This window comes from Endozoicomonas sp. 2B-B (assembly GCF_053470045.1).
The window spans coordinates 6121742-6137191 of record NZ_JBLZMU010000001.1; the positions used below are offsets into that span (position 1 = coordinate 6121742).

Annotated in this window: 2 protein-coding genes; both read left to right on the plus strand. The window is 50.9% G+C overall.

The annotated features are described in order from the left end of the window. Window positions 1–46: 46 nt before the first annotated feature. Complete coding sequence (locus tag ACOMHB_RS22515; RefSeq protein ID WP_448218292.1) at window positions 47–7705, plus strand: AAA family ATPase; 7659 nt, start codon at window positions 47–49, stop codon at window positions 7703–7705. Window positions 7706–7828: 123 nt separating this feature from the next. After that, window positions 7829–15355, plus strand: coding sequence for an AAA family ATPase (locus ACOMHB_RS22520; protein ID WP_448218293.1), 7527 nt, complete (start codon window positions 7829–7831; stop codon window positions 15353–15355). The last annotated feature ends 95 nt before the right edge of the window (window positions 15356–15450 follow it).

Consider the following 15450-nt stretch of genomic DNA (forward strand, 5'->3'; position numbering starts at 1 on the left):
AAACGATTAAACAACTTCAAGCAGTCCTCCGGGAGAAAGATTGATTATGGATGGTCAGATTGGTAGAGAAATCAACAAACCCGTTCCGGGTAGTGACGTGCCAGCCCAGAGGCCAAGGCTGGATTTGGACTTATCGCCTACGGTTAAAGCTGTTTGCACTGATTTCAGTGACCAACTTAATCTATCGTCATCTCAGGTTATGCCTACTGACAAGGCGAGAACCGTATCCTCAACGGATTCCCTGCGTCAAAAGTCCCCTCATGCCTTCGATTTTCGTTTTGTCGCCAATGATAATGAGGTTCGACAGCTTTTGGTTGCCCAAACCTGCGATGCGCATCGGGATGTCACACTTATTTCCCACCCCGATGACCTCTCACAGGCCAGCCTGGTGAACCGGTTGTGCATTTCCGACGATGGTCGCCACACTCTGGGTTCAGGCAAGTTGTTTGAAGGTTCAAAGCCATTCACCCTGATAATGGATATCCGAAAGCTCACCAGCGATGAACTGCCTAAATTTAACGATCTTCTGGACCCGGATAACCCTTGTTTATATGACGCAGTCAGCCAGACGAAACGCACTCTGGGCGAGCATGTTTCTCTATTGGTCGTGGCAGGTCCTGAACAGTTGGCATCGGTAGGCCAGCGTGACGACGCACCGGGAGCTGACTTCTGGCGACGAATTAATCGACCGGACAATACCTGGCAATTTGACGCAAAAACCAGCAATGAGCCATCGATGAAAATCGACGCGGTTCCTCCGGTATTGGCTGAACTCCCTTCTGCCGAGAGCGCTATGGACGACGACAACACCCTTCTAATTGACTGTCACTTACACAGCAACTGGCGGCAGTTGCTGCTGGGTGGCCCCGGTGTGGATCAACAGGGCCGAATCCGGCACATCCCCGGCAGGCTTGAGTCATTAAGGGCTGGACAACGGGTGATTCTGAAAGGGGCCGACTGGCAGGATCTGGCCTTTGAACAGACGATTCGGCAAATGCTGGCGCAACAATGCTTTGAGAGCAATGGGAAGATCTGTCCATTACCCGACGATGTTCAGTTTTATCAGATGCCGGTGGGGAAGGACGAGCTTCATTCACTGTTCCAAAGTCTGTCCTGCTCTGATCATTCATCAGAAAATCCGATCATCATTAACCAGAGTAACATCAACGATTGGCTGAGCCCGATTGCCATTACCTCGGCAGGCTATGCCGTGCCTAACACCCGTCTGTTGGAACAGGTTCAGGCGGGTGGGACAGTCACCCTAACCTCTCCCCTCACTGAGGCACTCTGGTTTCGTTTGCTGGGTTCACTGCAGACTATTCGTGAGACAACCGGTCTGGAGCCGAGACTTCAGGTGGCTCATTCGCAACTGCAGCCGGAAGCCCTGGGATTAGCAGAAAACGATGAGGGTCCTCTGTCCGGGAGCCCTCAGTTACAGAAAAAAGTCAGAGACCACAATGCTTTTGAGGCAGTCACATATCGACAACCTGCCCAGGCCAGTCATTGGATCAACCGTCACTGTGGGACAGCTCTGGTCATCCAGATCAATAGACAGACCGGCTTCAGCCAGCTATTTGATAATATCCATATCACCTCGGAGCAAAAGGCCCATTTTGGACAACGTGAGAGTGGGTTGCAGAAAGCATTAACCGCTGGCAGGCCGGTGGTATTCCTGGGACTCGAAAGTAATCCAACCCTTCAGCAGCTGCTGGAACCTCTGTTTGCTGGGCAGCCTCTGCTGGTGAATGGCCAATTACAGGCCTACCCGCAGGCTCATATCACCCTGCTCTGGCCTGAGTCTGCCAAAAGCCCATCGCCAGTCTTTCGTTCGAAGCTTGCCACGGGTAAACCCTGCCCCGAAATCGATCTCTGGGATATCAATGCCGACCAGCATAATATCCCCCGGTCCCAGCTGCCAGAGCAAGCGCTTGATAAGCTTTACGAAGCGTTTGCAACCGTGCCAGACAAACTATCTAACCCTCTGCCTGAAATGACCGAAGGGTTGTTGCATAACCTGATACTGGCCGCCCGACGAGCACAGCAGGTTGACTACTCCCTGCAGCTTTTACCCCGCCACTGGCGCAAGGCTATCAATAGCGTTATTACCCATGGCACCCGGCAGAATCCGTCAGTACGTGATTTTATGAAATGGGCTTGCAGGCAGTTACTGCCGGATGAGGATCAGGCCGCCACAGTAGACCCTGATCAGTTAGCGACCATCATCAACAGTACCCGGCAGTTCGATAGAGCGTTTGTGACGCAGAACCTGTGGTCACTGACCAGTGCCTTTGACCCGGCTGCATTTAATGAAAAATTTCTTCTGTCCTATGAAAAACCATTTTTTATGTGGGATAAAAAAGAAGCGTTCAACAGACTCTGTGCCCTGATCGTGGCCCATGGACCTGAAGCACAGCGACAGGCAATGGCGTACCAGTTGGGAGTCACTCCGGAGGCAACAAGGCAATGTCCAGCGTTAGCCATCAGGCCATCAAGACAGATCAAACGTTTACAGGATGCACTGGCTTCTGGCTGGCAGCTAAACCTTCCATCAGGTCAGACCCGATCCGATGTTATTCAGGCTCTGGCCAGCGATTGTTTCCACATTGCCAGGGGAGAATATGTCACAGAGAATCCCGTCGCAGAACGCATTGAACGCATAGAAAAACGACTGTCTCAATCAATGCAATGGCCGGGTTCCACTGATCAATCCCTGTCAGCAATGGCCCATGATCTTTATCACGGCGAGACAGGTCAGAAGGATCGTGAAAGTCGTCGATTATCCCGACTCCATGACCGTCTTACAGACTCTCCCGTTATCTTCCTTGAAGGGGAAACCGGCACCGGGAAAAGCTACTTTTCCGCCAAAATGGCAAAGGCTTCAGGACAGGCCTGGGTCATTTCCCTTGGACCTTCTGACAGTGAACAGACCCTGATGAAACGCTGGCAGTGGCAAGAGCACGCTGATGGCGACCGCTCTATGGTGCAGCAAAACCGGGCGTTGATGGAATGGGCCAGTACCGAATCCGACAAGGATGGAGAATATATAACCCTGGTGCTGGATGAGGCTAACCTGACCAAAGCCGGATTGCTGGCGTCATTGAACGGCTTGTGGGAACCGGAACCCTGCATTTATGTGAATGCTCATCCTGTCAAAGTCAGCGCAAAACACCGGGTAATCCTCACCGGCAACCCTGATCATTACTCCGGACGCCAGCTTGACCAGGCGCTGAAGGAGAAACTGCCCAGAGCTTACTACCCACGTCTGGACCAGGCTTTCCTTCGGGACAGAGTGGTGGAACCGGCGCTGGTCAATCAGTTACAACGGCATCTGACAGGACCTCAAATAAACAAAATTCTACCCGATGCTACAGTGAGCGTGATGGCACTGTGGCAATATTATCAGGAACTGTTGCCCGAGCATGAGTTTACTCCCAGGGATTTGACCGATATCTGCAGTTGGGTGGGCTGGTATCTGGATCGTGCGTTATCCGAAGGAGAGAGTGCCAGCTGTGAGCAAATGAACAGCTTGATCCGGCAAAGTTTCCGGGATCTACTGGGTCCCGAAATCAGTGAGACTCAACAGGATGCCCTTTCGGCACTGGAAATCTGGTTTGCCGCCCGTTACCCACTGGACAACACCCTGCGCGACCGAGTTCATAACCACACCCTGCCAGATATTCAGCGGGACTTCGAAGCATTCACCAAAGAATTCCGACCTGAGTTTGATACCTCCGGATCAGCAGTCATTGAGCTGGTACGAGGGCTGGGACAGGATTTAAGTCGCTGTCAGCAGGCTAATCATCGCAAGATAAAACACGGCGGCCGTCAGGCGACGCTGATTCAGGGCCCGGCCGGGCGGGGTAAGGATGTCACGCTGAACCTGATGATTGAAAGTGTCAGACAGCAGGCTGAGCAACGGGGAGAATCCATGCCGGACGTCTTTCTCTTGAATGCCTGTGATTGTTCCTGGGACAAAGTGTGTGAAGCGATCCAGAAGGCAAAAGTGGAAGGCGGCATCGTGGTGATTTCAGAAATGAACCTGATCGACAGCCAGCATCTGGAAGGGGAGTTGAACGATATTCTGGCCGGCGATGCTCATCCGGGCTTCCACCTGTTCGCCACCATCAACCCGCCAGAGTACAGCGGGCGAAAACCCTTATCACCGGCGTTGAAAGGGCGTTTTAGACATTTGCCGATCCGCCAGTATAACTCGGCAGAATTGCAGAACATTGCCGGGAAAGTGTTGCCAGAGTCCTCAAAAGGGAAATTCGTCGCTAAAAAGCTAACAGAAAAACATTGTCTCTTAAGGGCCTGCCTGCAACGGAAAAACCTGCCGTTACAGCCGACCAGTCGCGATTTACAGAATGTCGCCATGGCTGTTAAGAGAGGAGGCGATTATACCGAAAAAGCCGTTCATCAATGCCTCAATCAGCACTACCGGCTTTATCTGATGGCCGCCAACCTATCACTGGACAAACTGCCCAGGTCAGCAACGCTTGCCATGGGTAAAAATGAGCTTGATTCCGGACTTTGCCAATGGTTCAACGAAAAGGTCCCCAGGATCGATCGCCCGTGGTTGATACGAGGCAGCGATCGCAACAGTATTGATGAAACAAACCATGAAATTTGTATAAACACTGATCTGTCTGAAAAGGAAGCCAAAAAGGAAATCATTACGAGGGTGGCTCAGGCCAGGTGGCAGGCATCTGGTCTTTCCCTGAAGCCGGATGAGTCGGACGATATTCTCACCCGGGCACTGTACCGACACTGGCAAGGATGCTGGTTCGATCGTCTGTTTGGCCAGACTGGTGTGGACGCTGCCAGCGTATTTCCCCTGACGGCAGAAGAGAAACAAACGCTGAAAATGACAGCTAACCAGCCTTATCTTCAGGCGGCTGATCAGCGGATAAGCGCGTGGAAAGACGATGAAGTTCAATGTTGGCCTGGGTTCTGGCTTCAGATCAGTGATCTGCTGAACCATTTGACAGACGATTTTAGCAACCAGGCATCAGCTGTTGGCGGTGATAAGGCTCCTGCAGAAGACATGCCACAAGTCCACGAGGTACAGGCTCCGGCATTGGGTCAGAGACCGAACCATGAGCCACAGCCTGCAAATAAAGCGCCTGAAAAATGCAATCCGCAAGCCCTTGTAGCTCAGACTCCGACATTGGACCATATCACTGACTATGAGAACCTGGGTGAGTTACGGCATATCGATTATATAATTTTTCATCAGAATTACCCTTCTATCGAGCTGTATCGATGGTGGGCAGAAGATATTTATGTGTCTCCTGAGGGCGAAGTCGAAGCGATCAGCCTCAATGACAGACACATACAGGGGGCCGAAGTCATCATACCTGCCCTCTTGCCAGAACATGACCAGCCAGCGACATTAGCCAGCAAACAAACGCTGGGGACCTTTGACTGTAAACCGAGGAATGGTCGCTATACCTTGCCCAGCCTGAAGCCTGATAACTATATAGTGGCCCTGCGCATAACACCCGAATTGCCATTTACCCTGGTCAGAGACCGATATACCGGGCTTCATACAGTGATTGTTCCGGGGGCCAGAGCCAACCAGAGTATTCGATTTGCTTATGTCGTAGAATCCCGGAAACCAGACAAAAAAACTTCTGCCGAAGAAGTCCGATCAAACACATCAAACCGTCTTGACGCCCGCTGTTCCGCAGGTATGAAGACGGTAATGAAAGGAGTGCTTGAGAACATTAGCCTGCAACCAACCGAAATACAGGAGCCCCTGCTGAGAATAAAAACAGCCAAAGACACGAGGGAACGGATCAGGGCAATCAAGGACTATTGCACAGAGTTTTCCGGCGCTGCTGCACCCGGGCACAATCAAAATTTCTTTCACTTCCTCGTAACCCGGCGGCAGGGGAGCTGTCGTCATCGTGTACCAGTTTTTATTGCTTTTTGTCGTTATTTTGGGATTCCATGCCGACAAATGGTTAACAATGTCCACGCCTTTGCAGAGTATTCCACGGATAGCGGCCAAACCTGGACGTCAGCGGATTTGGGCGGGAGACCTGGCGAAATAACAGAAATTCTGCCCGACTTCCAGCCCATCAAAATTTTCTCTGGTTCTGGCACTGAGTTAAAGAAGAAAAGCAATCTCCTGCAGGGCCTTATGAAGACTGCTGATCTGGCACAACAGCAAACTCTGGCCAAAGCCTGTGGCATAAGTCCTGAAGAACTGGACAAAGCTCTTGAGACAGGCTGTGAATTGCCCGCAGCCCATCTAAGCATTGCCAAAATGGTAGTGAACCTTTGGAACAGAAAAGATTTAACCGGTTTTTCCATGGGCGTCTCAATCCTGGAGTCGCTGGAGACAGAAACATTGAGCAGTGAAGAGAAAAGTCTGGTCAGTCTTGTAGCTGACAGGGATTTGGATATCTACAGTAGACCGATGTCGGAGGCAGTCAAACAAATCTTGTCTGACAGTGATGAAGACCAGGTCACTGAACCACTCAGGATATTGCACTCAAAAATGATTGTTCAGGGCAAAGCGGCCCCCCAGGATTGGTTGTTTTCAATGGTGAAAATTCTGATAGACAGTGACCTGACCAGGCCTCCGGTTATTGACTTTGCCCAAAAGGCTTTGACATCGGGTTGGCTGGATAGTGTGCCGACCTTTTTTAGAAATCATCCACAGTTCCGTGAGCACCATGAGCTATTAGTGCGTCTGCAAGGTATCGATGCAGTGAAGGTTGCAGCCGACCGATGCCTGAAAAAGTTCTATAGGGTATTACTGTCCAGAGAAAAAAATTGCGGGCTATGGCAGCGGGCTTATGAAATCCCCCGGTGGGGAAAAGTCAGGACCTCGCTGGTCTCTCATTGTCATGATGGTTTTTCACGATCTCTGGAAGATCAAATTATCAGCTCGTCTATAAAAAAAGACTGGACGGACGAACCTGAGGGCGTTCCATGTATAGATCGGATGCTGCTGCGCCATCCTGCCTTTGTGAAGTCAATCTCGGGCAAGGCGAATCATCGTCCGGTGATTATCTTGGGGCAGCCTTCCTGGGACGATACACTGTTGAATGAAAAGGTCGAAGCCCTGTCACAACGACTCGCTGAGAACCGTCCAGACCTGAAGCATTTATTGGAAAGACTCAATCAAGTGCAGGCAACAAAAAAGCAACTCCAAAACACTCTTGCAGCGTTGCTAAGGGATCGCAACAAAGTCCCGGGTCGTCTGCGAGATCGAACTCTGGAAGAAGAATATCAGAAAAAAAGGTCTGTTATCCTAAGCAGGTACGAAGCCATTCTGGAACCCCTTAAGCTTTCACTCAGGGAGGATGTTCTTGTGGGAAATTTACAAGACAACTGCAGGAAAGCCATTCTGCAGGCCTTCAGTCATTATCTCTATGGAGTGACACACTCGAAAGGCGGTTGCTTAACCTATTGCTGGGCCGATGCTGGTGTGGAGGGCTGGCAAAAACACAGCTATGGCGCTCATGCCCCATCCTCACCAGAAGAGCTGCATGCCATGATGCTTGAAATAAAGAGCTCTTCCGCGTTTCAGCAATCTGTTAAGGATAACTACTTGCGTCAGGCACACAACGCCAATAATGCACTGGTACTCAAATCCGATGAGATGAGCACCATCGCCGAAGAGTTTTTGCACAGCGTGAATTTGAATTCGCTTTATGACGCATTGAGTGACCAGGTAGTAGCCGGATCGTGATGAGTTTTCGAGACCGGTGATTTCCTTTAATGGTTTCGGGTAGCCCTCCAAATAGAACTTTTCTCCTGTCTGAAGGTCAAACAACAAAACAACTCAAGCAGTCTTCCGGGAGAGAGATTGATTATGGATGGTCAGATTGGTGAAAAAACAGACAGTTCTGCGCTTAAGAGATACGTGCCTGATGGACCTGTGCCAACCAAGCCATCATCGGAGGAAAAGGAAAAGGGCATAGAAATCTGCTACCAAGTGACGTCCAAACTGAAGACATCGCCTTCTTCGGTGGCAATGCCTGACAAAGCGAGAACCGTATCCTCAACGGATTCCTCACTGCAAAAAAATCCTCATGCCTTCGATTTTCGTTTTGTCGCCCATGATGATGAAGTTCGACAGCTTTTAATTGCCCGGACCGGCGATGAACATCAGGATGTCACCCTTATTTCTCACCCCGATGACCTCTCACAGGCTAATCTGGTGACCCGGTTAAGCATTTCCGGCGACGGTCGCCAGACTCTGCGTTCAGGCAAGCTGTTTGAGGCTTCACAGCCATTAACCCTGGTGATGGATATCCGAAAACTCAGCAGCGATGAGCTACCAAAATTTAACGACCTGCTGGACCCGGATAACCCCTGTCTGTATGACAAAGTCAGTCAGCAGAAACGCCCTCTGGGACCTCATGTTTCTCTGCTGGTCCTGGCAGACCCTGTGCAATTGGCATCGGTTGGCCAGCATGACGACGCGCCTGCGGCCGACGCTCCGGGTGCAGACTTCTGGCGGCGAATTAATCGACCGGACAATACCTGGCAGTTTGACGCAAAAACCAGCAATGAGCCGTTGATGGAAACCGACGAGGTTCCTCCGGTATTGGCTGAATTCCCTTCTGCCGAGAGCGCTATAGACGGCAATACCCTTCTAATTGACTGCCACTTTCACAATAACTGGCGACAGTTGCTGCTGGGCGGCCCCGGAGTCGATAAACAGGGACGAATCCAGCACACCCCCGGCAGGCTTGAGTCATTAAGGGCTGGGCAACGGGTAATTCTGAAAGGGGCCGACTGGGAGGACCTGGCCTTTGAACAGACGATCCGACAAATGCTGGCGCAACAGTGTTTTGAGAGCAACGGGAAAGTCTGTCAGTTACCGGACGATGTTCAGTTTTATCAAATGCCGGTGGGGAATGACGAGCTTCATTCACTGTTCCAAAGCCTGTCCTGCTGTTTTGACAAACACGATGAGAAAGGACTTTCCCTCGACGCACCACGAAACCCGATCATCATTAACCAGAGCAATATCAGGGAATGGCTGAGCCCGATTGCCATTGCCCCGGAAGGTTATGCCGTCCCTAACAGCTGTCTTTTGGAACAGGTTCGGTCGGGAGGGATCGTCACCGTAACCTCTCCCCTCACTGAGGCTCTTTGGTTCCATTTGCTGGGCTCATTGCAGACTATTCGCGAAACGACCGGCATGAAGCCCGGGCTTCGGGTGGTCGATTCAAGACAACAACCGGAAGCTCTGGGATTGACAAAAAATGATGAGTGCCCTCTGCCCGGGAGCCATCAGCAAGATAAAAAAAGCAGGAATCAGGCCGCTTTTAGTACCGTCACTTACCAGCATCATGCCCAGATAAGTCACTGGATAAAAGATCACCTGGAAGCCCCTTTGATCATTCAGGTTAATGACCAGACCAGCCTCAGCCAGCTATTTGATGAGATCCATATCACCTCGGAACTTAAGGCCCATTTCAGGCGACGCCAGAGTCAATTGCAGGAGGCATTAACGGCTGGCAAGCCGGTTGTAATGCTGGGTCTCGAGGGTAACCCAAGCCTTCAGCAGCTGTTGGAGCCCCTGGTTGTCGGGCAACCTCTGATGGTGAATGGCCAATTACAGGCCTACCCACAGGCTCATGTCACAATACTCTGGCCTGAGTCTGCGAACAGCCCATCTTCAGTATTCGCTTCGATGGTCGCCGCAGCCACCCCTTGTCCTGAGATCGATATCTGGGGTATCAATGTCCTCAGGCATAAAATCTCCCGGACTGAGCTGCCAGAACAAGCACTTAATGAACTTTACGCAGCCTTTAAAACCGTACCTGCTGACCTTTGTAACCCTCTGCCTGAAATGACCGAGGGGTTATTGAATAACCTGATTCTGGCCGCCAGGCGAGCACAGCAGGTTGACCAGTCGCCACATCTTCTGCCCTGCCATTGGCGCAAGGCAATCAATAGCGTCATTACCCATGGCACCCGGCAGCACCCGTCCGTGCGTGATTTTATGAAAGTGGCCTGTTGGCAATTGTTCCCGGATAAGACGCCGGATGAGGATCAAGCCGCCTCGGTAGATCCGGATCAATTAAATGACATCATTAGTAGCACCCTGCAGTTGGATAGAACGTTTGTCGAGCAGAACCTGTGGCCTCTGGCGAGAGCCTTTGACCCGGCAGTCTTTAATGGCGACTTACAGCTGTCCTTTGAAAATCCATTTCCGCAATGGTACGAAGAAGGAGTCCCGGACAGTTTCTGTGCCATGCTCCTGGCCCATGCTCCTGAAGAAAAACAACAGGCAATGGCCTATCAGCTGGAAGTTGATCCGAAGGCAACAGAGCCCTGTCAATCGTTAGCCATCAGACCAACCAGACAGATTAAACGTTTACAGGATGCACTGGCCTCTGGCTGGCAGTTGTCCTTGCCGCTGGGGCAGACCCGATCCGATGCCATTCAGGCTCTGGCCAGCGATTGTTTTCACATAGCCAGAACAGCGAATTCCAGGACAGAAGGCATTGAACGTGTAGAACAGCGACTGTCTGAATCACTGAAATGGACCAGCTCCATTGATAAGCCCTTGTCAGCACTGGCCCGGGATCTTTATCACGGCGAGACGAATCAGAAGGATCGTGAAAGTCGTCGATTGTCGCGACTCTATGAACGATTTGCTGACTCTCCCGTTATATTCCTGCAGGGAGAAACCGGCACCGGGAAAAGTTACTTTTCTGCCAAAATGGCCAGGGCTTCAGGACAGGCCAAGGTCATATCCCTTGGACCTTCCGACAGCGAGCAGACCCTGATGAAACGCTGGCAGTGGCAACAACACGCCGACGGCGACCGCTCTATGGCGCAGCAAAACCAGGCGTTGATGGAATGGGCCAAGATCGAATCCGACAAAGACGACGAATACATAACACTGGTGTTGGATGAGGCCAACCTGGCCAAAACCGGATTACTGGCATCATTGAACGGCTTATGGGAACCGGAACCCTGTATTTATGTGAATGGTCATCCTGTCAAGGTCGGCCCGAAACACCGGGTGATTCTCACCGGCAACCCGGATCATTACGCCGGGCGCCAAATGGACCCGGCCCTGAAAGAGAAACTGCCAGGGGCATACTACCCTCGCTTAGACCAGGCTTTCCTTCGGGACAGAGTAGTGGAACCAGCTTTGCTCAATCAGTTACAACGGCATCTGCCTGAAACTGAAATAAACGACATTGCACACAGTGCCACCCAGAGTGTGATGGCACTGTGGCAATATTATCAGGAACTGTTACCAGAACATGAGTTTACCCCCAGGGATTTAACGGATATCTGCAGCTGGGTCGGTTGGTATCTGGATCGTGCGCTGCCCAGCGTTGACCCTGTTACCTGTGAGCAAATAAACAGTTTGATACTGCAGAGCTTTCGGGATCTTCTGGGTCCGGAAATCGCCGAGACTTATCAGGATAACTTGCTGGCACTGGAAATCTGGTTTACTGCCCGATACCAACCGGACAACATGCTGAGCGACAAAGTTCGTACACAGAACCTCAGGGATATACAGCAGCCCTTCATGCAACTCACCGAAAAAAAACGACCTGAGTTTGATACCTCCGGATCGGCAGTCAGTGAACTGGTGCAACAGCTTGGGCAGGATTTAAGTCGCTGTCAGCAGGCTTATCACCTTGACAGGAAACACGGTGGACGACAGGCAACACTGATTGAAGGCCCGGCTGGGCGGGGTAAGGATGCCACGCTGAATCTGATGATTGAAAGTGTCAGACAGCAGGCAAAGCAACGGCAAGAATCCATGCCGGAGGTCTTTTACCTGAATGCCTGTGATTGTTCCTGGGACAAAGTGTGTGAAGCGATCCAGAAGGCAAAAGTCGATGGCGGCATCGTAGTCATTTCAGAAATGAATCTGATCGACAGCCAGCATCTGGAAGGTGAGTTAAACGATATTCTGGCCGGTGACGCCCATCCGGGTTTCCACCTGTTCGCCACCATCAACCCGCCTGAGTACAGCGGCCGAAAACCGCTATCGCCGGCGCTGAAAGGACGTTTTAGACATTTGCCCATCCGGCAGTACAACCCGACCGAATTGCAAACCATTGCCGAGAAAGTGTTGCCGCAAACTGAGCAGGGGAAAAGCGTGGCTAAAGAGCTGACCCGGCAACATTGTCGATTAAGAGCTTGTCTGCAAAAGAAAAACCTGCCGTTGCAGCCCACCAGCCTTGATTTACAGAATGTGGCAAAGGCCGTTAACAGCGGCGGTGATTTCACCGAAAAAGCACTTCATCAATGCCTCAATCAGCACTATCGGCTTTACCTGATGGCCGCCAAAAGAACGCTGGAACAACTGCCCGAGTCATCGGCTTTTGCCATGGCCAGAAGAGAGCCCGATGTTGAACTTTGCGATTGGTTCAACCGAACGATACCGGGCATTAATCGCCCGTGGTTGATACGACGCAGTGATCGCAATGGTATGGATGAAAAAAACCATGAAATTTTCTTTAACGCTCTTCAGAGCGATGAGGAAACCAAAGCGGAAATCATCGACAGAGTGGCCCTGGCCAGGTGGCAGGCGTCCGGTCTTTCTGTGAAGCCGGATGAGTGGGATGATGTGCTCACCAGTACGCTGTATCGACACTGGCAACAATGCTGGTTTTCTTCTGAATTTGCCCAGACGGGCGTGAACGCTGATCGTGTATTTCCCCTGACGGAAGAACAGCAACAAACGCTGAAATTACCGGCTAACCAGATTTACCTCAGGGAGGCTGATCGCCGGATAAGTGCATGGAACGCCAATGCGGTTCAACTGTGGCCTGCATTTTGGCATCAGCTGAGTGATCTGCCGAGCCATCTGGTTGACCATTATGTTGACCAGGCGCGGGCTGCAAAAATCGACGAAGAACAGGCTCCGGCATTGGCTCAGAGCACGAGCCATGAGCCACAACCTGTTAACGAAGCCCTGACGACTGGCGATGATAACACTCCTGAAAAATACAATCCGGAAGACCACGAGGAAGAAGCTCTGGCATTGGACCGGAGAACAAGCTACGGGAAACGGGGTAAGTCACAGACTGACAATCATATAATTTTTAACAGGCCGGGCCTTTCTTCCGGTATGTATCGGTGGTGGGCAAAGGATATTTTTGTGTCTGCCAAGGGCGATATCAAATGGATCGATATTAATGATCAACACCTGCAGGGGGCCGAAGTCCTGATTCCGGAAGTCTTGCCAGAACCTGACCAGGAAGTGACATTAACCAGAGATCAAACGCTGGCAACCTTTGAATGGTCATCGGAAAATGGTCGATATGAATTGCCCAGCCTGACGCCTGACGACTATATCGTAGCCCTGCGCATAACACCCGAATTGCCATTTACCCTGGTCAGGGACCGATATACCGGGCTTCACACACTGACAGTTGCAGAGGCCGAAGCCAACCAGATTATTAAATTTGCTTATGTCGTAGAACCCAGGGAGCCCGGCGAAAAAATAGCTGCTGAAGAAGCCCGATCGGAACAATCAAAACGTTTTGACGCCCACTGCTGCGAAGGTATGAAAACAGTGCTGGAAGAACTGTTTGAGGCCATTGAGGACCAGTCAGCGGAATTAAAGCGGCTTCTGCAGACCGTGGAAAAAGCTGAAAACATCAGGCAACAAACCGAGGCAATCAAGGACTATTGCCAACAGTTTTCCGGTGATTCTATACCCAAGTGCGGTGAAAATTTGTTTCGATTCCTGGTAACACAGCGGCAAGGCAGTTGTCGTCATCGTACGCCTGTTTTTGTCGCTCTTTGTCGTTATTTTGAGATTCCATGCCGACAGATTATTAACCGCGATCACGCCTTTGCAGAGTGTTCTCTGGATGGAGGCCAAACCTGGGAGTTCGTGGATTTGGGCGGGGAGCCTGTCGAGGCAACAGAAATCCTGCCTGACTTCCAGCCCATCCATTGGGCCAGTGGTTGTGGCACTGAGTCAAGGAGGATCAAGAATCTCCTGAAAGGGGCTGATTCGGCACAACAGCAGGCTCTGGCTGAAGCCTGTGGTATCAGCCTTGAGGAGCTGAACAAAGCTCTTGAAACAGGCAGTGCATTGCCAGTAACCGATGATCTGAGTCAAGCCAAAATAGTAAGGAACCTTTGGGAGAAAAAAGATTTAACCGGTTTTGCATCGGGTGTTTCACTATTAGAGTCGCTAGAGGCAGAAGCACTGGGCCCTGACGAGCAGGCATTGGTCGGTGATGTGCGTTACGGCCCTGGGTATACCTATAAACCGCTGTCGGAAGCAGTACAGCAAATTTTGTCCGACAGTGACGAAGATCAGGTCACAGATCTACTCAGGTCATTGTATTCAAAAATGATTGTTCAGAACGGAGCCAGCCCCCACCAGTGGATGAAATCAATAGTGGATATATTGGCAAAGAGTGATGAGGAAACCCCTTCGTTTATTCGCCTTGCCGATGAAGCACTGAAATCGGGTTGGCTGAATCCACTGCCGGACGATGAAAACCCTGTTACGATGACCAGAGAACATCATAATCTGTTGCTGACTCTGGAAAGAATCGATGAACTCAAGGTCAGAGCCGCCCATTGCCTGAAAATGTGGTACAGGAAATTATTGCCCAGAGGAAAGAGTAGCCAGGTATGGCCGCCGGTCTATGAAAGCTTCCAAAAGCAAAAAAATAACGCCTTCTTCATCACTCATTGTCATGATGGGAGTTCGTCACTCCTTGAAAAGAAAATTCTCGATCCATCTATGCAGATCGTCTGGACGGAGGTACCTGAGGGCATTCCGAATATAGAACGAATGTTGGTACATGATCCTGCGTTTGAGCAGTTAAAGTCGGGCAAGGTGAACCGCCGTCCGGTGATTATCTTGGGGAAACCTAACTGGGGCGACGGAGACATGTGTGAAAAGTATGAAGCCCTGTTTCAAAAAGTCAGCAACAGCCCTCGCATGAAGCAGTTCTTCGAAGATGGGAGGATAAATAACTTTTTTGCGACAGATACGCAATATAGCCTGAAAGATAAATGTCGGGAAGCGGTTGAGCAGGCCTTCTGTCATTATCTCTGTGACTTGACACTCTCGGAGGCTGGTCATCTAACGTATTGCTGGGGTAATGCACTCATCAACAGGTCGTATGATCCGGGCAGCTGCTATGGCTCTCGTGACCCATCCTCAGCCAAAGAGCTGTATGCCATGATGGATCGAATTGGAAGCTCTTTCGATTTTCAGTGTTTTGTTAAGGTTGACTACTTAAAGCAGGTTCAAAACGCCAGCACCGCCCTGGTGCTCAAACCCCATGAGCTGACAAAAATTGCCAAGGAGTTTTTGCACAGCGTGAATTTGAATTCGCTTTGTGACGCAGTGATGGACCAGGTAGTAGCCGGATCGTGATGAGTTATTCGAGACCAGTGATTTCCCTTTAATGGTTTCGGGTAACCCTCCAATAGAACTTTTCTCCTGTCTGAAGGTCAAACGATTAACCAACT